This is a genomic window from Mesorhizobium sp. WSM4823 (genome assembly GCF_055811195.1).
Genome location: NZ_JBVVQL010000010.1, coordinates 93,826 through 115,630 on the forward strand (window position 1 = coordinate 93,826; position 21,805 = coordinate 115,630).

Annotated in this window: 20 protein-coding genes; 14 read left to right on the forward strand and 6 right to left on the reverse strand. The window is 62.8% G+C overall.

Annotated features, from left to right (window positions below; translation table 11 throughout):
* Positions 1–97 precede the first annotated feature (97 nt).
* Both mgrA and AC0L26_RS22770 read left to right on the forward strand, forming a co-directional pair.
* The gene (mgrA, locus tag AC0L26_RS22765) at positions 98–1,144 is read left to right on the forward strand and encodes an L-glyceraldehyde 3-phosphate reductase (RefSeq protein ID WP_473634609.1); all 1,047 of its coding nucleotides are present in this window, start codon (positions 98–100) and stop codon (positions 1,142–1,144) included.
* 222 nt (positions 1,145–1,366) lie between these two features.
* Positions 1,367–1,771 carry a Fur family transcriptional regulator gene (locus AC0L26_RS22770; protein ID WP_023675234.1) on the forward strand — a complete coding sequence of 135 codons (405 nt, stop codon included), beginning with the start codon at positions 1,367–1,369 and terminating at the stop codon, positions 1,769–1,771.
* Positions 1,772–1,817: 46 nt separating this feature from the next.
* Here AC0L26_RS22770 and AC0L26_RS22775 read toward each other — a convergent pair whose 3' ends face one another.
* Together AC0L26_RS22775 and polA are read right to left on the reverse strand one after the other, a co-directional pair.
* Positions 1,818–2,381, reverse strand: coding sequence for a hypothetical protein (locus tag AC0L26_RS22775; RefSeq protein WP_473634610.1), 564 nt, complete (start codon positions 2,379–2,381; stop codon positions 1,818–1,820).
* Positions 2,378–5,344 (reverse strand): DNA polymerase I, encoded by a 2,967-nt coding sequence (polA, locus tag AC0L26_RS22780; protein ID WP_473634611.1) that lies wholly within the window; start codon positions 5,342–5,344, stop codon positions 2,378–2,380. Before polA ends, AC0L26_RS22775 begins: the two co-directional genes overlap by 4 nt.
* A 432-nt stretch (positions 5,345–5,776) precedes the next feature.
* Here polA and AC0L26_RS22785 point away from each other — a divergent pair, with 432 nt between their 5' ends.
* From AC0L26_RS22785 to AC0L26_RS22810, 6 genes are all read left to right on the forward strand, one after another.
* Complete coding sequence (locus AC0L26_RS22785) at positions 5,777–7,162, forward strand: M20/M25/M40 family metallo-hydrolase (protein WP_473634612.1); 1,386 nt, start codon at positions 5,777–5,779, stop codon at positions 7,160–7,162.
* A gap of 119 nt (positions 7,163–7,281) precedes the next feature.
* Positions 7,282–7,902, forward strand: a complete 621-nt coding sequence (locus tag AC0L26_RS22790) for a ribonuclease D (RefSeq protein WP_473634613.1) — start codon at positions 7,282–7,284, stop codon at positions 7,900–7,902.
* 53 nt (positions 7,903–7,955) lie between these two features.
* Positions 7,956–8,204 (forward strand): hypothetical protein, encoded by a 249-nt coding sequence (locus AC0L26_RS22795; protein WP_352935497.1) that lies wholly within the window; start codon positions 7,956–7,958, stop codon positions 8,202–8,204.
* A 105-nt stretch (positions 8,205–8,309) separates the two neighbouring features.
* The gene (locus AC0L26_RS22800; protein WP_126034717.1) at positions 8,310–8,564 is read left to right on the forward strand and encodes a GlsB/YeaQ/YmgE family stress response membrane protein; all 255 of its coding nucleotides are present in this window, start codon (positions 8,310–8,312) and stop codon (positions 8,562–8,564) included.
* A gap of 27 nt (positions 8,565–8,591) precedes the next feature.
* Positions 8,592–8,738, forward strand: coding sequence for a hypothetical protein (locus AC0L26_RS22805; RefSeq protein WP_354494061.1), 147 nt, complete (start codon positions 8,592–8,594; stop codon positions 8,736–8,738).
* 375 nt (positions 8,739–9,113) lie between these two features.
* Positions 9,114–11,363: a transglycosylase domain-containing protein gene (locus AC0L26_RS22810; protein WP_473634614.1), complete on the forward strand. Its 2,250-nt coding sequence runs from the start codon at positions 9,114–9,116 to the stop codon at positions 11,361–11,363.
* A 6-nt stretch (positions 11,364–11,369) separates the two neighbouring features.
* On the opposite strand, the gene AC0L26_RS22815 is transcribed toward AC0L26_RS22810, so the two are convergent.
* Positions 11,370–11,735: a nuclear transport factor 2 family protein gene (locus tag AC0L26_RS22815; protein ID WP_473634615.1), complete on the reverse strand. Its 366-nt coding sequence runs from the start codon at positions 11,733–11,735 to the stop codon at positions 11,370–11,372.
* Between the two features lie 161 nt (positions 11,736–11,896).
* On the opposite strand from AC0L26_RS22815, the gene AC0L26_RS22820 reads away from it, so the two are divergent.
* On the forward strand, positions 11,897–12,649 hold the full coding sequence (locus tag AC0L26_RS22820) for an SDR family NAD(P)-dependent oxidoreductase (RefSeq protein ID WP_352935475.1): 753 nt from the start codon (positions 11,897–11,899) through the stop codon (positions 12,647–12,649).
* A 10-nt stretch (positions 12,650–12,659) separates the two neighbouring features.
* Here AC0L26_RS22820 and AC0L26_RS22825 read toward each other — a convergent pair whose 3' ends face one another.
* Positions 12,660–13,580: a zinc-binding dehydrogenase gene (locus AC0L26_RS22825; RefSeq protein WP_473634616.1), complete on the reverse strand. Its 921-nt coding sequence runs from the start codon at positions 13,578–13,580 to the stop codon at positions 12,660–12,662.
* A gap of 152 nt (positions 13,581–13,732) precedes the next feature.
* On the opposite strand from AC0L26_RS22825, the gene AC0L26_RS22830 reads away from it, so the two are divergent.
* Entirely contained in the window at positions 13,733–14,542 is an 810-nt protein-coding gene (locus tag AC0L26_RS22830; RefSeq protein ID WP_473634617.1) for an AraC family transcriptional regulator, read from the forward strand.
* 79 nt (positions 14,543–14,621) lie between these two features.
* Here AC0L26_RS22830 and ybaL read toward each other — a convergent pair whose 3' ends face one another.
* The gene (gene ybaL, locus AC0L26_RS22835; protein ID WP_473634618.1) at positions 14,622–16,403 is read right to left on the reverse strand and encodes a YbaL family putative K(+) efflux transporter; all 1,782 of its coding nucleotides are present in this window, start codon (positions 16,401–16,403) and stop codon (positions 14,622–14,624) included.
* A gap of 204 nt (positions 16,404–16,607) precedes the next feature.
* The gene (locus tag AC0L26_RS22840; protein ID WP_473634619.1) at positions 16,608–17,057 is read right to left on the reverse strand and encodes a baeRF12 domain-containing protein; all 450 of its coding nucleotides are present in this window, start codon (positions 17,055–17,057) and stop codon (positions 16,608–16,610) included.
* A 391-nt stretch (positions 17,058–17,448) separates the two neighbouring features.
* On the opposite strand from AC0L26_RS22840, the gene cysG reads away from it, so the two are divergent.
* From cysG to AC0L26_RS22860, 4 genes are read left to right on the forward strand one after another with little or no spacing between them, the layout of a single operon-like run.
* Entirely contained in the window at positions 17,449–18,900 is a 1,452-nt protein-coding gene (gene cysG / locus AC0L26_RS22845) for a siroheme synthase CysG (protein WP_473634620.1), read from the forward strand.
* Entirely contained in the window at positions 18,897–19,202 is a 306-nt protein-coding gene (locus AC0L26_RS22850) for a DUF2849 domain-containing protein (protein ID WP_473634621.1), read from the forward strand. The genes cysG and AC0L26_RS22850 overlap by 4 nt, the downstream gene beginning before the upstream one ends.
* Before the next feature lie 45 nt (positions 19,203–19,247).
* Entirely contained in the window at positions 19,248–20,918 is a 1,671-nt protein-coding gene (locus AC0L26_RS22855; RefSeq protein ID WP_473634622.1) for a nitrite/sulfite reductase, read from the forward strand.
* The gene (locus tag AC0L26_RS22860) at positions 20,893–21,657 is read left to right on the forward strand and encodes a phosphoadenylyl-sulfate reductase (RefSeq protein WP_473634623.1); all 765 of its coding nucleotides are present in this window, start codon (positions 20,893–20,895) and stop codon (positions 21,655–21,657) included. The genes AC0L26_RS22855 and AC0L26_RS22860 overlap by 26 nt, the downstream gene beginning before the upstream one ends.
* Positions 21,658–21,805: the final 148 nt, after the last annotated feature.

Here is a 21,805-nt window from a genome sequence, read left to right on the forward strand (position 1 = left end):
CATAGAAACGGGGAGAGGCTAAGGGTGAGAGGCAGAGCCGACTCCCCCTTTTTTCGCGGTGGGAACTGCCGTGCTCGCTTTAATTTGAGGATCTCCCATGCCCTATGTGCCCGCCGAAAACCGCTACGAGAAAATGATCTACAATCGCTGCGGGCGATCCGGCCTGAAATTGCCGGCGATCTCGCTCGGGCTCTGGCACAATTTCGGCGACGACACGCCGCACCGGACCAAGCAGGCGATCGCGCGCAAGGCCTTCGATCTCGGCATCACGCATTTCGACCTCGCCAACAATTACGGTCCACCGCCCGGCTCGGCGGAGACGGCTTTCGGCGAAATCCTGCGGACCGATTTCTCAGGTTATCGCGACGAGCTGATTATCTCGACCAAGGCCGGCTATGAGATGTGGGCCGGGCCCTATGGCGAATGGGGCGGGCGCAAATATGTGCTGGCCAGCCTCGACCAGAGCCTGAAGCGGATGGGGCTCGACTATGTCGATATCTTCTATTCGCATCGCTTCGATCCCGATACTCCGCTGGAAGAAACGATGGGCGCGCTCGATCGCGCGGTGCGCTCGGGCAAGGCGCTTTATGCCGGCATCTCCTCCTACAATTCGCAGCGCACGCGCGAAGCCGCCGACATATTGAAGCAGCTCGGCACGCCTTGCGTCATCCACCAGCCGAGCTATTCGATGCTCAATCGCTGGGTCGAGGACGACGGTCTGCTCGACACGCTGGAGGGGCTCGGCGTCGGCTCGATCGTGTTCACGCCGCTGGCGCAAGGCATGTTGACCGACAAATATCTCGGCGGCATCCCTGAGGGCAGCCGCGCCAGCCAGGGCAAGTCGCTGAAGGCGGCCTTCATCAACGACAAGACCATCGCCAACATCAAGGCGCTGAACGCCATAGCCGGTCGCCGCGGGCAGACGCTGGCGCAGATGGCGCTGGCCTGGGTGCTGCGCAAGGGCCGAGTGACCTCGGCGCTGATCGGCGCCAGCCGGCCGGAGCAGGTCGGGGACTGCGTCGGCGCGCTGAAGGCACTCGACTTCAGCGATGCCGAGCTCGCCGAAATCGACACCTATGCGCGCGAAGCCGACATCAATCTGTGGGCCGCCTCCGCCGAGCGCAAGGGTCCGCCACGGAAGTGACTGGAAACGCATAGATGCGGCGGAAACTGCTCCCGCCGTTTTCATTTACTCGGCCGCCAATAACTGCTCGAAGTTGGGCCTGCTCGGAGTTGACCGGCTTCTGGGCCATGCCGGCACAGAAACAGTAGCAAAGAGGCCCGTTCGTCGCTATCTGGATAGAATTGAAGCCGCTTGCATGCGGAAATGACGTGCGAGCGGCGCGAACGGGTTGGATACGGAATCATGGCGGCAAGGGATGTGCTGACGAAAAACCAGTTGTGCGTGCTCGAGAAACTTGAGGCCGCCAGCGGTCCGCTCAGCGCCTATACACTGCTCGACCAGCTTCGCGAGCGGGGCTTCCGCGCACCGCTGCAGGTCTATCGCGCGCTCGACACGCTGGTGAAGTCCGGTTTCGTGCACAGGCTCGAAAGCCTCAATTCCTTTGTCGCCTGCGCCGAGCCGCACGACCACAGCCATTCGATGACCGCCTTTGCCATCTGCGACACATGCGGGCAGGTGACCGAATTCTCCGACCATGATGTCGGACACCGGCTCGACGAATGGGTGCGCTCGACCGGCTTTGCCGCCAAGAAGGCAGTGATCGAGTTCCGCGGCACCTGTGCGAAGTGCCTGGCCGAGGCGGCTTGAAGGATCTTTCTCAAGCAGCTCTTAGTGTGGCTCATACCAGCGAAAATCAAAATGGGGCGGATGGATAACCAAGATGCATATTGGCCCAGGTCGCGTGCGCGAGATGGATATCGGCAGTTATAATTGCCAAAACTACACTTTCGTCATCTTCATCCAGATAATGATCGGACTTCACGGTTATTCCGTCGATCAGTGAGTCGTCCTCTAGAAGGACGAATCTAACCATTCCATCTGACTCTTTAGTCTCACCAATTTGTTGTGGAGCTCGTAGGGCATCAATTAACGTTTTTACTCTGTTGTCCAGATCGACGTTTCCTAATACGGGATTATATTGCCTGACGCCCCTTAAGACTCTTATGTAAAGTGAGCATCGAGTTTTTATCTTAGAAGTCACGAATGGAACATAAAGCGACCTTCCAACGGTGATGCCGATGTTTGGATGTAGATTTTCTGCTTCCTGTTCGGCATATTTCTCGACATAATCGAACTCGTCGGTCAGGCTGAGCTTATGTAGTTGTTTGTGAAACGACTTTCTAAGCCGCCACACATCGCTCTGCTTTCTGGCGTTGCCTTGCACCGGACCCTTATAAGTTAGGGTAATATGCATCAATGCGCCTCTTCCCAATTGTTGGCGGCGCGGGCGTCGACATGCAGCGGCACCGACATCGAGACCGCCGGCATCGCGGCGTTCTCCATCACATAGCGCACGACGGGGATGGTCGCCTCGACCTCTGCCTCCACCGTCTCGAAAACCAGCTCGTCATGCACTTGCAGCAGCATGCGGGCCGACAGCTTCGCCTTTTCCAGCGCATCGTCCATGCGGATCATGGCGCGGCGAATGATGTCGGCCGCGGTGCCCTGCAGGCGTGCATTGATCGAGGCGCGTTCGTTGAAGGCACGGACCGAAGGATTGGAAGAGCGTATCTCCGGATAATGGATGCGGCGGCCGAAGATGGTTTCGACGAAGCCGTGCTCGCGGGCATAGGCCTTGGTCGCGTCGATATAGTCGCGGATGCCCGGGAAGCGTTCGAAATATTTCTTGATGTAGGCGCCGGCCTCTTCGCGCGGGATCGACAGCTGGTTGGCGAGGCCAAAGGCGGAAATACCGTAGATGATGCCAAAATTGATCGCCTTGGCGCGGCGGCGTATCTCCGAGGGCATGCCCTCGACCGGCACGTTGAACATCTCCGACGCGGTGATGGCGTGAATGTCGGCGCCGTCGGCGAACGCCTGCTTGAGCTGCGGGATCTCGGCGACATGGGCGAGCACGCGCAGCTCGATCTGGCTGTAGTCGGCGGAAACGAGCTTGTTGCCCTTGTCGGCGATGAAAGCCGTCCTGATCTTTCGCCCCTCGATCGTGCGGACCGGAATGTTCTGCAAATTGGGATCGGAGGACGACAGCCGGCCCGTCGTCGTCGCGGCAAGGGCATAGGAAGTGTGAACGCGTTTCGTGTCGGGATGGACGAAACCGGGCAGCGCGTCGGTATAGGTCGATTTCAATTTGGTCAGCTGGCGCCAGTCGACGATCTTGCGCGGCAGCTCATGGCCTTCGGCGGCGAGGTCTTCGAGGAGCTGCGCCGAGGTCGACCACTGGCCGGTCTTGGTCTTGGAGCCGCCGGGCAGGCCCATCCTGCCGAACAAGATGTCGCCGAGCTGTTTTGGCGAGCCGATGTTGATGCGCTCGCCGACGAGCTGGTAGATTTCATCCTCCAGCCGCGCGGCGCCCTGTGACAGTTCGCCGGAGAGCCGCGACAGGATCTGCCGGTCGACGGAGATGCCGCGCTGCTCCATCCTCGCCAGCACCGGCACCAGCGGCCGCTCCAGCCGCTCGTAGACCGAGACGAGGCCCTTGGCGGCAAGCCGTGGCTTCAGCACCCGCCAGAGCCTGAGCGTCACATCGGCGTGCTCGGCGGCATAGGCCGTCGCCTTGTCGATATCGACCTGGTCGAAGCCGACGAAGCTCCTGCCCGAGCCGGCCAGTTCCTTGAGCGGAATGGTCGAGTGGCCGAGCCACTTTTCCGACAGGGCGGCTATGCCGTGGCCGCCGGAGGTGCCTGCGTCGAGCACGTAGGAAATCAGCATGGTGTCGTCGAAGGGGGCGACGTCTATGCCGTGGCGGCTCATCACGACGAGATCGTATTTGAGCTCCTGAACGATCTTGAGAACCGACTTGTCCTCCAGCAGCGGCTTCAGAATGCCAAGCGCCTCGCGGATCGGGATCTGGTTTTCGACCACTCCGCCGCCGAGCAGGTCACCGTTGCCGCTTTTATGGGCGAGCGGAACATAGGCGGCGCGGCCGGGGGCGGTGGCCATGGAGAGGCCGATCAGTTCGGCCTGCATAGGGTCGGTTGAGGTGGTCTCGGTGTCGAAGGCGACGACGCCGGTCTCCACCGCCTCTGCCACCCACGCCCTCAGCGCTGCTGTGTCGCGGATGGTGACGTAGGCGCTGGTGTCGATCTTCCTGGCGGTGGCGTCCTCGAAGCGAAGCGCCGAGAGAAGAGAAGGGGTGTCGCCTTCCTTGGGCTCCACCTTGATGGTGGCCGGCACCGCTTCCCCGGCTTCGTCTGTCACTGCGCCCGCCGCGCTTTCGGCGGCTGCCGGCACTCCAAATCCCACATCGGGGCCATGCGCCGTGTCGGCGCGCTCGACAATGACGGGAACGGCTTTGACGTCAGCCGCTTCCGTTCCGGTCGCTTCGGCCACGCGACGGGTCAGCGTGGAGAATTCCATGGTCTTAAGGAAGCCGATCAGCTTTGGTCCGTCGGGCGGGTGCAACACGAAATCATCGAGCCCGCCGACCACCGGCACATCGTTCTTAAGCGTCACCAGGTCACGCGAAATGCGCGCTTTGTCGGCATTGGCGATGATCGATTCGCGACGCTTGTCCTGCTTGATCTCGCCGGCGCGCGCCAACAGCCCGTCGAGGTCGCCGAACTGTTCGAGCAATTGTGCCGCCGTCTTTGGCCCGATGCCGGGCACGCCCGGTACATTGTCGACCGAATCCCCGGTCAGCGCCTGCAGGTCGATCATCTTTTCGGGCGGCACACCCCATTTCTCGACGACTTCGGGAACCCCGATCTGACGGTCCTTCATTGGGTCGTACATGCCGACCGTTGCGCCGACCAGCTGCATCAGGTCCTTGTCGGAAGAGATGATGGTGGTGTCGGCGCCGGCCTCGCAGGCAAGCCGGCAATAGGTGGCGATCAGGTCGTCGGCTTCGAAGCCCTCCATCTCGATGCAGGGCAGGTTGAAGGCCCTGGTCGCCTGGCGGATCAGGCCGAACTGCGGGATCAGATCCTCCGGCGGCGCCGAGCGGTTGGCCTTGTATTCGGGGTAAAGATCGTTGCGGAAGGTTTTCGACGAATAGTCGAAGATGACGGCGAAATGCGTCGGCACCACGCCGACATCGGTGTTGCGGGCGTCCTGCGTCAGCTTCCACACCATATTGCAGAAGCCAAGCACGGCACTGGTCGGCAGCCCGTCGGATTTGCGGGTCAGTGGCGGCAGTGCGTGATAGGCACGAAAGATGTAGCCGGAGCCGTCGACAAGGAAGAGATGATCGCCTTTTTTCATGGGACGAAGGGATAGCGCGGCGCAGCGCCGTGGTCCATGCCAAAGGCGGCCTCACCACCGGTTCCTGCAAACTCCCTGACAAGTCGATCGATCACGGGGTCAATCGATCACGGGTCGAGCGATCACGGGCATGTTACGAAAGTGTAATCTTCGTGCCCTTGAATCGCCACGTTCGGAGACACAGATAAACGCCATCGGCATTTTTCGCCGACGTCCGGAACAAGGCCCGTCCCCCGCCTATCCCGGACACTTGCGGCAGCCTATCCCCCCTCTCCGGGCTGCCGCATCGTTTCGAGTAAAGGCCGCCGTGGTTCCCCCTCCACCACGGCGGCATTTTTTTGCGTTTCGGCGCCTGTGGTCCAACGACCGACGGCTTTTCGTTTCTGCCTCGCAGCTTTAGGGTTGCCGCTCAGAATCGAAAGGCCTGATAAAATGTCCTCAGTTTCCCCCGTCCTCGACCGCCTCGACAAAAACCTCGACGAGAGCCTGGAGCGCCTGTTCGGCCTGCTCAGGATCAAGTCGATATCCACCGATCCAGCCTACGCCGCAGACTGCCGTAAAGCGGCGGAATGGCTGGTGGCGGAACTCAAGCTGATCGGCTTCGACGCCAGCATGCGTGACACGCCGGGCCATCCTATGGTGGTGGCGCATCATGACGGACCGGCGGGCGCACCGCATGTTTTGTTCTATGGCCATTACGACGTGCAGCCGGTCGATCCGATCGAGCTCTGGGACAGCGACCCGTTCGCGCCATCGGTGAAGGAGATCGAGCCCGGCCGTCAGGTGATCGTGGGGCGTGGTTCGGCCGACGACAAGGGGCAGTTGATGACCTTCGTCGAGGCGTGCCGCGCCTGGAAGCAGGTGCATGGCGGGTTGCCGTGCCGCATCACGATCCTTTTCGAAGGCGAGGAGGAGTCCGGCTCGCCATCGCTGAAGCCGTTCCTCGAGGCAAACGCGGCCGAGCTCAAGTCCGACTTCGCGCTTGTCTGCGATACCGGGATGTGGGACCGCGAGACGCCGTCGATCTGCGTCGCGCTGCGCGGGCTGGTCGGCGAGGAGATCACGGTGAAAGCCGCCGACCGCGACTTGCATTCTGGTCTCTATGGCGGTGCTGCCGCCAATCCGATCCGCATCCTGGCCAGGATCCTGGCCGACATCCACGACGAGAACGGGCATGTCACTATTCCGGGATTCTATGACGGTGTCGAGGAGACGCCTTCGCAGATCCTGAAGTCGTGGGAGACGCTCGGCGAGACTGCCGAGACATTCCTTGGGCCTGTCGGCCTGTCGGTCCCATCCGGCGAAACGGGCCGCTCGGTGCTCGAACTCACCTGGGCGCGGCCGACAGCCGAGTTCAACGGCATTACCGGCGGCTATACCGGCAAAGGGTTCAAGACCGTGATCGCGGCGGAAGCTTCGGCAAAAGTGTCCTTCCGCCTCGTCCACAAGCAGGATCCGGAAAAGATCCGCGCCGCTTTCCAGGCCTTCGTCAGGGAGCGAATCCCAGCCGACTGCTCAGTCGATTTCCACCCGCATGGCGGCTCGCCGGCGATCCAGCTTTCCTACGACTCGCCGTTTCTCGCCAAGGCCAAGGACGCGCTGTCCGACGAATGGCCGAAGCCTGCGGTGACGACGGGAAGCGGCGGCTCGATCCCGGTGGTCGGCGATTTCCAGACCTATCTCGGCATCGAATCCCTGCTGGTTGGTTTCGGGCTCGACGATGATCGCATCCATTCGCCGAACGAGAAATACGAGATGAGTTCCTTCCACAAGGGACAACGCTCCTGGGCACGCGTTCTCGATGCCCTGACACGCTGACAGGACCCAAGAATTCAACTTTCTGTTGATTTTTCATCGGATCGCGGCGAGGACGGGCTATCGCATTGTGCGTTCAGCTGGACGCACAAAGTACGTATGGGCCGCGACCGGAGAAGACGATGAGCGAAATCCGCTTCCATAAGAACGACCTGCCGGGGCTCTTGCACTACGACGTCGGGGCGGTCGCCATCGACACGGAGACGCTGGGGCTCAATCCGCATCGCGACCGGCTTTGCGTGGTGCAGATCTCGCCGGGCGACGGTTCCGCCGACGTCATCCAGATCGCGCCCGGCCAGAAGAAGGCGCCAAACCTTGTCAGCCTGCTCAGGAACCGCAGCATAACCAAGCTCTTCCATTTCGGCCGTTTCGATCTCGCCGTGCTCTACAATACCTTCGGCGTCATGCCGGAGCCGGTGTTCTGCACCAAGATCGCCTCGCGGCTTACCCGAACCTACACCGACCGGCACGGGCTGAAGGACATCTGTTTTGAGCTTCTCGGCGTCAGCCTGTCGAAGGCGCAGCAATCGTCGGACTGGGCGGCGGAGACGCTGTCGCCCGAACAGCTAGAATACGCCGCTTCGGACGTGCTTTATCTGCACCAGCTGCGCGATGTGCTGACGGCGCGGCTGACGCGCGACAACCGGACCAAGGAGGCCGAGGCCTGCTTTCGCTTCCTGCCGACGCGTGCGAAGCTCGACCTGATGGGTTGGGATGAGACGGACATCTTCGCCCACAGCTAAGGTGGAACCAGATGTTCGCCGCGACGTTCTGTCGGTCCATGGAGGGGGATGAAATGGCTGCCCGGGAACCAATCGAAACGGCGCCTAAGGATGGCTCCAAGGTCACCGTCTACTGGAAGGACAGCGACGGCGTGATGAACGAATCCATCGCCCAGTACCGGTCGCTCGACCGGCTGAAAGCGGCCGGCGGCGACTGGGACGAGAACGACACCGGCTGGTGGGCCTATACGGACGGTCATACGCAAAGGAAGATCGAGCCGATCAGCTGGCGGCCTGCATCGGGGGATGACGACGACGAATGACGCCGCTGGCGGGAGCGGCTGCTTTCCAATAGCTTGGACCCGTTGCAATCGGAGGTCGATTCGGAGTTTTCCACTCCGCGACCGTTCGCTCAGGAGGGAACTGCAATGGGTGTTGAGAGCCTGCTCGTCTTCATCATCATCGGCGCCATCGCCGGCTGGCTCGCCGGCCTGATCGTCAAGGGTTTCGGCCTCGGCCTGGTGGGCAATATCGTCGTCGGCATCGTCGGTGCCTTGATTGCCGGCTGGCTCTTTCCACGGCTGGGGTTCGCCATAGGCGGCGGTATATTTGCCTCCATCATCCACGCTACGATCGGCGCGGTCATCCTGCTCGTGCTGATCAAGCTGGTGAAGCAGGCCTAATCCTTCCAAGCACATCAAGGGCGCGCCATGAAACAGAACACCCTCTATCTCGTCATCGGCGCGCTCGTTGTCGTGGTCATCGCGCTCGGCATCTATGTCTATCGTGAGCAAACCAGACCGAAGGGCGTGGAACTCAAGATCGACGATAACGGTATTTCGATCCAGGAGAACTGAGTGCGGGGTTTGGGCGGCAGATGCGAGAGCGCCGTCTGACCCTGTGGGTCGATGTCGGTGCGGCGCCAGGTGACCCGCAGGCCGCCAGCGCAACCCTGAAGCGATTTGCCTCGACACAGCATATTTGTTCTTGCTTTGTGCCGTCAGTTGTGCTAGTAATTCCAGCATGGTGCTGATTTGCGCCAATGATCCGTCCCCGCCCGCCGAGGCGGGCTTTTTGTTTGTGCGCCAGCTTTCTCAGGTTGCCGGTCGCAGCCGTCTCGGAAGCGACTGAATACACTTAGCCTCGATTTTTCCCGACTTAACCCGCCTTTAAACCGCCGCATCTACTCTTCACCCCGAACGCCATAGGCATCGGGACAAACAGCACAGCGCATGGCGAACCGCAGAGACAGCCGCATCGAACCCAGTTTCGAGGGACCGCCACGGGCGACATCCTCGGCCGGTTTTTCGGTGAGCGAGGAGGATCGCGTCGTGCCGAGCAACCGCAAGACCTCTGCAAAGCGCCAATCGGCCAAGACGAAATCGTCGCGCCGCGGGCGCGGAAAAAGCCGGCGCGGTGTGTTCGGCGTGCTCGGCCGATTGTTCTACTGGTGCTTCGTGCTGGCCATCTGGGGCGGGATCGCGACTGCCGGCATCGTCGTCTATTACGGCGCGAAAATGCCGGCGGCCACCACTTGGGCGATTCCCGACCGCGCGCCAAATATCAGAATCGTCTCCGTCGACGGAAACCTGCTCGCCAATCGCGGCATGAGCGGCGGCGAGGCCGTCGGCCTGCATGAAATGTCGACCTATATTCCCGAGGCCGTTATCGCCATCGAAGATCGCCGCTTCTATTCGCATTTGGGCATCGACCCGATCGGTCTGACCAGGGCCATGGTGGCCAATATCCTCGGCGGGCGTTTTTCGCAAGGCGGCTCGACGTTGACCCAGCAACTGGCGAAAAACCTGTTCCTGACACCCGATCGCACGCTGGAACGCAAGGTGCAGGAAGTGCTTTTGGCGCTGTGGCTCGAGCACAAGCACACCAAGGATCAGATCCTCGAAATGTACCTCAACCGGGTCTATTTCGGCTCCGGAGCCTATGGTGTCGAAGCGGCCTCGCGCCGCTATTTCGGCAAGAGCGCGCGTGATGTCACACTGCCTGAGGCCGCACTCCTCGCCGGCCTGTTGAAGGCGCCCTCGCGACTGTCTCCGGCGCGTGACCCGAAGGCAGCCGAGCAGCGCTCGCAACTCGTTCTGGCCGCCATGCGCGATGAAGGCAAGATCAGCGCCAAGGAGCTGACCACGGCGATGAGCGCGCCGGCGGCGCGGGTGGCGTCCTATTGGACGGGCTCGGAAAACTATGTCGCCGATACAATCATGGAAGAACTGCCCGAACTGATCGGCGACGTGCGCGGCGACATCATCGTCGACACCACTGTCGATCTCACGCTGCAGAAGCTCGCTGAACAATCGATCCGCCGACTGATCGACGGCAGCGGCAAGAAGCTCAATGCCAGCCAGGGTGTGTTGGTGTCGATCGACAATTCAGGCGCGGTACGTGCCATGGTCGGCGGCTATGATTATTCGACCAGCCAGTTCGACCGTGCCTCGGAAGCGCGCCGCCAGCCGGGCTCGGCGTTCAAGCCCTTTGTTTACATGGCGGCGCTGGAGGCCGGCCGCACGCCCGACAGCGTGCGCAACGACGCGCCAATCAAAATAGGCAAGTGGACGCCAACCAATTACGGCGGCAAGTATTTCGGCAAGGTGACGCTGGCGACGGCGCTGGCGAAGTCGCTGAACTCGGTGGCCGCCCAGCTGACCATGGAAGTCGGACCTGATGCGGTCGTCGAGGCGGCGCATCGGATGGGCATCGGGTCCGACCTCACGGCCAACACCTCGATCGCGCTTGGCACCTCTGAAGTGACGCCGTTGGAATTGACGTCGGCCTACGTCCCTTTCGCCAATGGCGGCTACCGGCCGGAAGTCCACTTTATTCGCCGCGTGACGACAGCCGGCGGCAAGGTGCTCTACGACAACAATGGTGGCGGCGCGCCGCGCGTCGTCAAGCCTGAGATCGTCGGTATGATGAACTCGATGATGACCGGCACGGTCGAAATCGGCACCGCCAGGAAGGCTGCCTTTGCCTGGCCGGCCGCCGGCAAGACCGGCACCAGCCAGAATTCGCGCGACGCCTGGTTCATCGGCTATACAGCCAATCTCACCACCGGCGTCTGGTTCGGCAATGACGATGGCAGCCCGATGAAGAAGGTCACCGGCGGCGCGCTGCCGGCGCAGGCCTGGCATGAGTTCATGGTCGCCGCGCATGAAGGCGTACCGGTGCGGCCACTGCCTGGAACATGGAGGTCGACGCCTGCCGATACGATCGTGCAGGATGAAATACCGTCCAACACGGCGCAACCAGTACCGTCCGCTTCGGTTGGCCAATCCGCGCCGTCCGCCAAAAAAGCCTCATCGCCTCGCGCTGTGCATCCGGCCGAAACGGTCGATAGCGGCGGCTTCGGCATGCCGGGCGGTGACAGCGCCACCGCATCGATCAAGCGCCCGGTGCCGCCCGGCGATGTCGGCGGCCCGGTCAAGAAGCGGCAGACCTCGATCCTCGACATCCTTACCGGCGGCTGATGCCCCCTATTTTGGCCGCGGCTTGGCGCTGCCCAACTGCTTGGTGTCAAAGGTCAGCTTGTCGCGACGGATCTTGCCGTCGCTGATGCTGAGATGTTTGGCGCAGGACAAGGCGCCAGAGGAATCGGTGAGCAGATCGTACATTAGCAGCGCCTGGCTGTCGTCACCGAATGCGGCAATCAGGCGAACGCCGCTCACATCCTGCGAAAGCTTGGTGAGACCCTTCAAATAGGGGTCCTTGCCGGTCGATTGCTGCATTGGGCCATCGAACACAACATCATCGGCAACATACGTCGCGGCTTTTTCGAGGTCATGGCTGGTCCAAGCTTTGGTGAAAGCGATGGCGATGTCGAGTGGGGCTTGCTGTGTCATGATCTTTTCCCTGACCGATACGAAACTTCTCACTTGCATCCGCAGCCGCCCAACCAACGATGAGCCACCTGTCGGGTTCCGCTTCGTGGCGACATATGCTGACATTCCGCCCCTCGTCATCGCTGCCGCGTTCCGCTACATCTCCCCTTTGGAGATCGCGAATGGCAGAAGCCGACACCAGAAAAACGATCGTGCTGACCGGCGCCAGCCGCGGCATCGGCCATGCTACGGTCAAGCGGTTTTCGCGCGAAGGCTGGCGCGTCATCACCTGCTCGCGCCAGGCGTTTGCCGAGGACTGTCCGTGGCCGGCCGGTCCGGAAGATCATATCAAGGTCGATCTTGCCGACCAGGAGGATGTCGGCATCGCGATCTCGGAAATCCGCCATCGGCTGGAGGCTCATGGCGGCCAGCTTCATGCGCTGGTCAACAATGCCGGCATCTCGCCGAAGCTCAAGGACGGCAACAGCCGCATGAATTCGATCGACACGCCGATGCATGTCTGGCGCGACGTGTTCCAGGTCAATTTCTTCGCGCCGATCATGCTGGCGCGAGGGTTGTTTAGGGAGTTGGCGTCGGCCAAGGGCTCGATCGTCAACGTCACCTCGATCGCCGGCACGCGCGTGCATCCCTTCGCCGGCACCGCCTATGCCACGTCGAAGGCAGCACTCGGCTCGCTGACGCGCGAAATGGCGCATGACTTCGGCCCGCACGGCATCCGCGTCAATGCGATCGCACCCGGCGAGATCGACACGGCGATCTTGTCGCCGGGCACCGAAAAGATCGTCGAGACGATCCCGCTGCGGCGGCTGGGCACCACGGCCGAAGTCGCCGACATCATCTTCTTCCTGTGCTCGCAGCAGGCCTCCTATGTGACGGGCTCGGAAATCCACATCAATGGCGGCCAGCACGTGTGAGATTTCAGGCTCATCCGGTCATGGTGAGAACAGCCTTGCCGCTGATGCTGCGCCGTCGCAACGCCTCCAGGGCTTGGGCGATGTCTGTCCACTGGACGGTCAAGGCCACGCGGGTTTCCAGCAGCCCAGCCGAGATCAGAGCGAGCAGCGAGGCGATGTCCGCGCCAATGCTCGGACCAGACGTGTAGTACGCGAAAGTCTGAAGCCTCGCCCCTTCGTGACCCGGAACGAACTGGCGGAATCCAACTGGCGTGAGTTCACCGCTGCTCGAGCCGAACATGACAATGGTCCCGCCAGGTGCGACGCGTTCGATCGCGTGTGCGAGGCTTTCACCGCCGACTGACTCGGTGATCAGCGAGAAAGGCCCCTCAGCCAGCTCGATCGACTCGACGACTTGCTCGGCACCTAGGTGGCGCAGATCCTCGCCGTGCCGGGAGGCGGCGACTGCGGTCACGCGCCCGCCCTGCTGGCGGGCGATCTGGATCTGGAAGCGGCCGACCGCGCCGCTTGCGCCGGTGATCAGGACCTGCTGGCCGGCCAGGTCGCCGCCATGGCGCAAAGTCCTTAGCGCCGTCGTGGCCGCCACCGGAAGCGTGGCCGCCGAAACGAGGCTGACGTTATCCGGCAGGACGGCGAGACGGTCGGTTGGAATGGCGACACGTTCGGCCCAGCCGGCCTGATCGACCAAAGCCGCAACCCGGGCGCCCATGGCTGGCCCGGAGCCATCGGCTGCCGTTCGTTCGACAACCCCAACGACGTCCTGCCCCGGTATCCAGCCGTTCGGGCGTATGCTGAGCAAGCGCAGTTCGCCGCGGTTCAACGAGGTTGCATGGACCGAGATGAGCGCCTCGTTTGCGAAAGGCTGAGGTTCCTCGAACTCGGCGAGCTTCAGTCCGGTGGCGCTGTCGGGAGACGTGACCAGGGCGAGCATGGGGTCGTACCTTCTTACTGGTCCGTGGACGGCGGTTTTCCCCGGACAGCACCGCGTGCCGGGCTCACCCGGGGGCGCAAACAGGAACTTATCGACTTTCGCGTTTAAAGAATTTAGCTATCATAGCATTTAATCGCTAAAAGCCGTCAATCATGAGACAGCCTCTTCGCTGGCCCTGGCCGGATTTCGATGTGGATGATGTGCTCGCGCCGGCGATTGCGGTGCGCGTCGACGTCACCGAAACCAGAGCGGAGGTGCCCGCCCACCGGCATCGCAAAGGCCAACTCGTATTCGCGCTCGGAGGCGGCGTCACATGCCACGTCCCAAGCGGCTTATGGATGGTACCGCCTCATTGCGGGGTCTGGATTCCCGGCGACATGGAGCACAGCAATGTTGCTACGGCCAGTGCCCGGATTTTCTTCGTATATGTCGAGCCGGGAGCCGCCGATCTGCCGCACCGGTGCTGCACCCTTTCGATCTCGCCGTTGCTACGCGAACTGATCATCGAGCTGTCCGATGGCGTGGGGGATGACGAGGCCAGGGACGGACTTTTGCTCAGGACGCTGCTCACCGAACTGCCGCGCATGCCTGTCCAGCGGCTATACCTGCCGATTTCATCCGAGCCACGCTTGAGGCGGATCGCCGAAGCGCTGGCGCAAGACCCTGCCGACCGCAGCACATTGGCACAATGGGCCAACCGCGTTGCGCTCAGCGAGAGCAGTCTCGCCCGCCTCGTCGTGAAGGAGACTGGGCTGAGCTTCGGGCGCTGGCGCCAGCAATTGCACTTGATCGTGGCAATTCGAGAACTGGCCTCCGGTGCGAGCGTGCAGCAGGTCTCGGGTGACCTCGGCTATGGTTCCGTCACTGCCTTCATCACCATGTTCAAGAAGGCGCTTGGGAAACCGCCGGCAAAATACCTCGACAGTATCACTCAAAACGGTGGCTCTGCATTCGTGGCGTGATCAACTCGCCCGCGGGCGGACGGTTCAGATCGACTGTGCATCTTTCGCTAGCAGTCAGACCAGCACGTGCAGGATCGGCTCAGGCAGTGGATGGTTCAGCCGCGTCCGGCTTGTGACCAAGCACCTCTTCCACGATGCCACGCGCGATCTCGCGCTCACCCATGATCACGGTGTCGGCTCCAAGCCCTTTGAGATGCTCGACTTCGGCATCGGAATGGGCGCGGGCGACGACGTTGATCTTTGGGTTGGCGGCGCGGGCGCGCAGCACGATCTGTCCCGCCTCGAAGGCGTTGGGGACGGCGAGAATCAGGCGGCTCGCGCCCTCGGGATTGGCAGCCGCGAACACCTCGCTATTCGCGGCGTTGCCGGACACGGTTTCGATGCCGTCGTCTCTGAGCTTCGCCAGCGTCTTGTCGGCATCCTCGATGACGAGAAAGGGCAGGGCGGCCTCCTTCAATGACGCGCCGACGAGGCTGCCAACACGGCCATAGCCGACCAGGATGGAATGGCCGGTAAGCGCTGTCTTCGGCGGCGGGCCGTCCTCCTTCACCGGTGCCGCAACCGAAGCCAGCTGGCCCGGCTCCGTCGCGGGGCCGATCGGCTTTGCCTCGTCGAGCGACGCGGTCTTGCCGGCGCGCCTTTCCAGCCACGGTTTCATCCAGTCGATGGCGAGGAACATCAGTGGGTTGAGGACGATCGACAGGATAGCACCGGCGAGGATGAGGTCGCGCCCCTGTTCGGGCAGAAGCTTCAGCCCAACGCCGAGCTCGGCCAGGATGAACGAGAATTCGCCGATCTGGGCAAGGCTTGCCGAAATCATCAACGCGGTCGCGATCGGATAGCCGAAGGCGACGACGATGACGAAGGCCGCCAGCGATTTGCCGATGACGATGATGGCCAGCGTCGCCAGTACCGGCCAGCCATTGCTGATCACGCTGAACGGGTCGAACAGCATGCCGACCGAAACGAAGAACAGCACGGAAAAGGCATCGCGCAGCGGCAGCGATTCCTCGGCCGCCCGGTGGCTAAGCTCGGATTCGCTCATGATCATGCCGGCGAAGAATGCACCCAGCGCCAGCGACACGCCGAACAGCTTGGCCGCGCCGAAGGCGACGCCGAGCGCGATGGCAAGCACCGCCAGCCGGAACAATTCACGCGACCCGGTATGGGCGACGTAGTGCAGGACCCAGGGGATGACCCGGCGGCCAACTACCAGCATGACGACGACAAAGGCAGCGACCTTGGCCAGTGTGATGCCGACGACGCCCCAAACGCCGTAGCTCGGCGGCAGCGACAGCAGGCCGCTGCTGTGGACATCCACCTGCTCCTGGCCGCCTAGCACACCGGCCAGCGCCGGCAGCAATACCAGCGCCAGCACCATGGCCAGATCCTCGACGATCAGCCACCCGACGGCGATGCGGCCGCGCTCGGTCTCGATCAGCCGCCGCTCCTGCAGCGCGCGCAGCAGCACCACGGTCGAGGCGACGGAAAGCGCCAGCCCGAAGACCAGCCCCGCGCCTATCGACCAGCCGAGCACCCAGGCAAGCGCGACGCCGAGCGCAGTCGCGAAGCCGATCTGCACGATCGCGCCGGGCACGGCGATTGCGCGGACCGACAACAGATCCTTCAGCGAGAAATGCAGGCCGACGCCGAACATCAGCAGGATCACGCCGATTTCGGCGAGTTCGTTGGCGAGGCCGGCATCGGCGACGAAGCCCGGCGTGTTCGGCCCGACCAGAACGCCGGCAATGAGGTAGCCAACCAGCGGCGGGATACGGAAGCGGTTGGCAATTGCGCCGAAGACGAAAGCCAGCCCCAGACCTGCAACGATAGTGGCGATAAGGGGCGTGTCATGCGGCATGGTCTATGGAGCGCCTTTCAAAAATCACGATGTCGGACATGCGCCGCCAAAAAGCCGCCGCTTTGGCAATATGGGGGTTCGGGCGGCCGCGAGGCAACCCGCAATGCGATGAAATCGAGACAAAGATGGCAGAAGGCGAACCGCCGCGGGGGTGGCAATGATTTGCCGGGAAAAAGAAACGGGCCGCGCGTCTGGCGCCCGCGATCAGGCCGCCTGCAGCAGGTTCTCGATGTCGACAATGGTGTGGTTGGTCAGCGTCTTTGGAATTTCCACTGATATTTTCTCGGCAACTTCCTTGTGAAGTTTCCGGCGCATCTCGCCCAGCACCGGCGGCGGTGCGATCAGCACGAGCTCCTTGAAGGCGCCGCGATGCGCGAGCTTATACAACTGCTCGGCAATTTCATCGGCAAAACGCTCCTTGCCGAGGCGGTGCCAGTCAGTATCCTCGACGGCGCTGCGGTGGACGGAAGGACCGTCGCTGTAGCGGCCGGGGCGGTCCGAGCCTTGCTCTCGCGTTGCCGGATTTGTCTGTTCCATCTCCTGCACGACCTGAAGATCGGGATATTGCGTGTCGCCACGGTTCTCGAGGAACAGCGCCTTCTCGCCGTCGGCCACCAAAACCCACAGTCCGCGTTTCAGCTTGAGATTGTTCACGGAGCGCTCCTTTTTTGATTTTCATGATCTTCCGGGCCCATCTCTGGAGCCGTCGCCGCAGCTGAACAGCCACGCTCGGATTCCCAAGGCAAACGCGCGCCGAGCCAGGAATGTTCCGGTGGTCAGCGCATCGCGGCTTTAATCTACTAGATTAGTAGAATTTAGAAAAAAGTGTTTTGTGATATACTTCACTTGCGGCTAGAACAGCCGCAGATCGGGGCTCTCAGCAGCGGCTTGGATCTCCTCCATTCGTAGGTGTGGAATTTTTTTCTCCTGCCTCTGGTGCTTGGGGAAAAGCGATTGCTTCGCACGAAGCGATGCGCGAGTGCGTTCCTTCTGCTTTTTCGCGCCTGCGCGTAGAACTGACAGCGTATTCAGGATTCCGCTCGCTATGCCGCAAGCCACCCCCAAGCTCAACGCCTTCCCTGTTTTCATGCGGGTCGAGGGCGAAGCCGTGGCCATCGTCGGCGGCGGCGAGGAGGCGCTGGCCAAGGCGCGGCTGATCGGCCAGTCGAGCGCGGTGCTGCGCGTCATTACGGATGCCGCCGAGGCCGAGTTGCTGGCCTTCATCGCCTCGACCGGCGCCATCCATATCGCTGCTGCCTACGATGCCGCGCATCTCGAAGGCGCGGTGATGGTGTTTGCCGCCAGCGGCAACGAGGCGCTCGACCGCCGCGTTGCCGAGGATGCGCGCCGGCTGGGCATTCCGGTCAATGCCGTCGACCGGCCGGAGCTGTGCGATTTCTTCACCCCGGCGCTGGTCAACCGCGCGCCGGTCGCCATTGCCATCGGCACGGAAGGGGCCGGCCCAGTGCTTGCCCAGATGCTGCGCAGCCGTATCGACCGCATGCTGTCGCCGTCGTTCGGGCCGCTTGCTTCGCTTGCCGCCTCGTTGCGCGGCACCGCCGAGAGATTGCTGCCGAAAGGCAATGCTCGTCGGCGCTTCTGGAGCGACTTTTTCGGCGGCGCACCGGCCCGCGCCATGGCGGCCGGACAGCTGTCGCAGGCGCATGATGCCGCCGTCGACCTGTTGCTTTCGAATGCGCCGTCGTCGGGCCACATCGCCCTGGTGGGCGCCGGTCCGGGCGCCGAGGACCTGCTGACCCTGCGCGCCCACCGCCTGCTGATGGAAGCCGATGCCATCGTCCATGACGCGCTGGTGCCGGAGGCGATCGTCGCCATGGGTCGCCGCGACGCCGAGCGCCTGCCGGTGGGCAAGCGCAAGGGCTGCCACACCAAGAGCCAGGCCGATATCAACGCGCTGCTGATCGAACTCGGCCGCGACGGCAAGCGCGTCGTGCGGCTGAAGTCCGGCGATCCGCTGGTGTTCGGCCGGGCGGGCGAGGAAATGGCAGCGCTGCGCGATGCCGGCATTGCCTATGAGGTGGTTCCGGGCGTCACCGCGGCCTTCGCCGCCGCCGCCGATTTCGAGTTGCCGCTGACGCTGCGCGGCGTGTCGTCATCGATGGTGTTCACCACCGGCCACGATCTCAAGGGAAATTCGCTGCCCGACTGGGCAAAGCTCGCCATTTCCGGTGCCACGGTCGCCGTCTATATGGGCCGCTCGGTTGCGGCCGAGGTTGCCGGCCGGCTGATCGAAGCGGGCTTGTCGCCGGATACGGCGGTCGCCGTGGTCGAGAATGCCAGCCTTGCCAACCGCCGCCGTTTCCACGGCACGCTCGCCGACCTGCCGTCGCTGGAGGTTCGCGCCGACCTTGCCGGGCCGGTCATGACGATCATCGGCGATGCAGTCGCCGGCGCCAATTTTGAACGTTCCGAGCCGCTCGCGGCACACAGGCATGAAGGCGCGGCCCAAACAGCAGCCGAAGGAGCTGGACGATGAAAGTTCTGACCGCAAACCGCCTCGCCGATGGCGAAGCCGTCTGGTACGCCAATGGCGGCTGGGCTGAGACCATCGACAATGCCGACGTCGCCGACGACAAGGCGGCTGAAGACCGGCTGGAGGCGATCGGCGCCACGGCCTATGCCAACAATGAAGTGGTCGACGTCAATCTGATCGACGTGACCGTCGTCAGCGGAGTGGTCGAGCCCGTCCGGCTGCGCGAAAAGATCCGCGCCGCCGGGCCCACCAACCGCAACGATCTGGGCAAGCAGGCCCGCCCGGAAGCCGCCCGCGCGGCGTAAACGACCACATTGATGAACGGGCGGACGCGCCCGGAAAGACCAGACATGTACCGTTACGATGAGTTCGATCACGATTTCGTCCAGGCCCGCGTCGCCGAGTTCAGCGACCAGGTCGCGCGGCGGCTTGCCGGCGAGATCACCGAGGATCAGTTCCGGCCGCTGAGGCTGATGAACGGCGTCTACCTGCAATTGCACGCCTATATGCTGCGCATCGCGGTGCCCTACGGTACGCTGAACAGCAAGCAGCTGCGCATGCTCGGCCATATCGCCCGCAAATACGACAAGGGCTATGGCCACTTCACGACGCGCCAGAACATCCAGTTCAACTGGCCGGCGCTGTCGGACATTCCGGCGATCCTGGCCGATTTGGCGAGCGTCGAGATGCACGCAATCCAGACCAGCGGCAACTGCATCCGCAACGTCACCGCCGACCATTTCGCCGGTGCCGCCGCCGATGAAGTCGCCGATCCGCGCCCCTATGCGGAAATCCTGCGCCAGTGGTCGTCGGTTCATCCGGAATTTTCGTTCCTGCCGAGGAAATTCAAGATCGCGGTGACCGGCGCCGAGCGCGACCGTGCTGCCATCCAGACGCATGACATCGGCCTGCATTTGAAGAAGAACGCTGCCGGCGAACTCGGTTTCGCCGTCTATGTCGGCGGCGGTCAGGGCCGTACGCCGATGATCGCCAAGAAGATCCGCGACTTCCTGCCCGAGGCGGACCTTCTGTCCTACTGCACGGCGATCCTGCGCGTTTACAACCTCTACGGCCGCCGCGACAACAAATATAAGGCGCGCATCAAGATCCTCGTCCACGAGACCGGTGTCGAGGAGATCACCCGCCAGGTCGAGGCCGAATGGCAGGAGCTGAAGGATGCGGATCTGAAGCTGCCGGAAGCCGACATCCGCGCCATCGATGCCTATTTCGCGCCGCCGGCGCTGGCCGACCGGCCGGAAGGCGACGAGGCGGTCAAGCTCGCCCGGCTCGATTCCAAGAGCTTCTCGGAATGGCTCGACCAGAACGTGGTCACCCACCGCCATCCCGATTATGCCGCCGTGACGATTTCGCTCAAGGGCATCGGCGAAGCACCGGGCGATGCCTCCGACAGCCAGATGGAAGCGGTCGCCGACCTTGCCGAAAAATATGCCTTCGACGAGCTGCGTGTCAGCCACGAGCAGAACCTGATCCTGCCGCATGTCGCGCGCGCCGACCTCAAGGCGGTCTATGACGCTCTGGTCGGCATCGGGCTGGCGACGGCCAATTCCAACCTGATATCAGACATCATCTCCTGCCCAGGCCTTGATTATTGCGCGCTGGCCACGGCGCGCTCGATTCCGGTGGCACAGGAAATCTCGCTTCGTTTCGCTTCGCTTGAGCGGCAGCGCGAGATCGGCGAGTTGAAGCTGAAGATTTCCGGCTGCATCAACGCCTGCGGCCATCACCATGTCGGCCATATCGGCATTCTCGGGGTCGAGAAGAAGGGCGCCGAACTGTATCAGGTCACGCTCGGCGGCTCGGCCGACGAGAACACCTCGGTCGGCGAGATCATCGGCCGCGGCTTCTCGTCGGCAGAGATCACCGACGCCATCGAGCAGATCGTCGAGACCTATCTCGGCCTCCGGCTCGACAGAAACGAAAAATTCATCGACGCCTACCGCCGAGTCGGTCCCGCGCCGTTCAAGGAGGCGCTCTATGCTGGCGAAGCCAAGGCCGCTTGATCGTATCGTCGACGTCGAGGCCGGCATCGCCGCCGAAGCGGCGGGGCTCGATGCGCTCTATGGTCATCTGAAGCCGCTGGAGATCATCGAGCGGTCGGCCCGGGAATTCTTTCACGGTGAAATCGCCGCGGTTTCGTCCTTTGGCGCGGATTCTGCCGTGCTGCTGCACATGATCGCCAAGATCGACCGGACGCTGCCGGTCATCTTCCTCGACACCGGCAAGCACTTCGAGGAGACGCTCGGCTATCGCGATGCGCTCGTTGCCGACTTCGGGCTGACCGATATAAGGGTGATCACGCCCGAAGAAGCGGCGCTCGAACGGATCGATCCGACCGGCAACCTGAACGAGACCGATACCGACGCCTGCTGCGATGTCCGCAAGGTCGAGCCGCTGGCGCGCGGCGTCGAGCCGTTCCGCGCCTGGTTCACCGGCCGCAAGCGTTTTCAGGCGACGACGCGGGCAGCGCTTCCGGTGTTCGAGGCGGTCGGTTCGCGCATCCGCATCAATCCGCTGGCGCATTGGACGACCGCCGACCAGGCCAACTATATGCGCGCGCATGCGCTGCGCGAAAATCCGCTGGTCGCTTATGGCTATCTGTCGATAGGCTGCTTCCCGTGCACGCAGCCGGTGCAGCCGGGCGAGGACGCGCGCAGCGGCCGCTGGGCGGGGCACGCCAAGACCGAGTGCGGCATCCATCTGTCGGGGCTGGAAAAGTCGCTGACCGACGCATCACTGTAGGGTATGTTGATATTCAGGTGAGGCCGGCCTTCAAATGGCGGCTTCCCGCGCTTCCGGTGCTCACGTACAGAAAGTACGCTCCGCTCCGGTTCTCGGAAGCCACCATTTTCGGCTCGGCCTGACCTGAATCTCAACACACCCTCCGGTT

Bases quoted from the DNA above. Each gene is read 5' to 3' on its own strand.
- mgrA (WP_473634609.1), top strand. From the start codon at position 98: ATGCCCTATGTGCCCGCCGAAAACCGCTACGAGAAAATGATCTACAAT.
- AC0L26_RS22770 (WP_023675234.1), top strand. From the start codon at position 1,367: ATGGCGGCAAGGGATGTGCTGACGAAAAACCAGTTGTGCGTGCTCGAG.
- polA (WP_473634611.1), bottom strand. From the start codon at position 5,344: ATGAAAAAAGGCGATCATCTCTTCCTTGTCGACGGCTCCGGCTACATC.
- AC0L26_RS22785 (WP_473634612.1), top strand. From the start codon at position 5,777: ATGTCCTCAGTTTCCCCCGTCCTCGACCGCCTCGACAAAAACCTCGAC.
- AC0L26_RS22790 (WP_473634613.1), top strand. From the start codon at position 7,282: ATGAGCGAAATCCGCTTCCATAAGAACGACCTGCCGGGGCTCTTGCAC.
- AC0L26_RS22795 (WP_352935497.1), top strand. From the start codon at position 7,956: ATGGCTGCCCGGGAACCAATCGAAACGGCGCCTAAGGATGGCTCCAAG.
- AC0L26_RS22800 (WP_126034717.1), top strand. From the start codon at position 8,310: ATGGGTGTTGAGAGCCTGCTCGTCTTCATCATCATCGGCGCCATCGCC.
- AC0L26_RS22805 (WP_354494061.1), top strand. From the start codon at position 8,592: ATGAAACAGAACACCCTCTATCTCGTCATCGGCGCGCTCGTTGTCGTG.
- AC0L26_RS22810 (WP_473634614.1), top strand. From the start codon at position 9,114: ATGGCGAACCGCAGAGACAGCCGCATCGAACCCAGTTTCGAGGGACCG.
- AC0L26_RS22815 (WP_473634615.1), bottom strand. From the start codon at position 11,735: ATGACACAGCAAGCCCCACTCGACATCGCCATCGCTTTCACCAAAGCT.
- AC0L26_RS22820 (WP_352935475.1), top strand. From the start codon at position 11,897: ATGGCAGAAGCCGACACCAGAAAAACGATCGTGCTGACCGGCGCCAGC.
- AC0L26_RS22825 (WP_473634616.1), bottom strand. From the start codon at position 13,580: ATGCTCGCCCTGGTCACGTCTCCCGACAGCGCCACCGGACTGAAGCTC.
- AC0L26_RS22830 (WP_473634617.1), top strand. From the start codon at position 13,733: ATGAGACAGCCTCTTCGCTGGCCCTGGCCGGATTTCGATGTGGATGAT.
- ybaL (WP_473634618.1), bottom strand. From the start codon at position 16,403: ATGCCGCATGACACGCCCCTTATCGCCACTATCGTTGCAGGTCTGGGG.
- cysG (WP_473634620.1), top strand. From the start codon at position 17,449: ATGCCGCAAGCCACCCCCAAGCTCAACGCCTTCCCTGTTTTCATGCGG.
- AC0L26_RS22850 (WP_473634621.1), top strand. From the start codon at position 18,897: ATGAAAGTTCTGACCGCAAACCGCCTCGCCGATGGCGAAGCCGTCTGG.
- AC0L26_RS22855 (WP_473634622.1), top strand. From the start codon at position 19,248: ATGTACCGTTACGATGAGTTCGATCACGATTTCGTCCAGGCCCGCGTC.
- AC0L26_RS22860 (WP_473634623.1), top strand. From the start codon at position 20,893: ATGCTGGCGAAGCCAAGGCCGCTTGATCGTATCGTCGACGTCGAGGCC.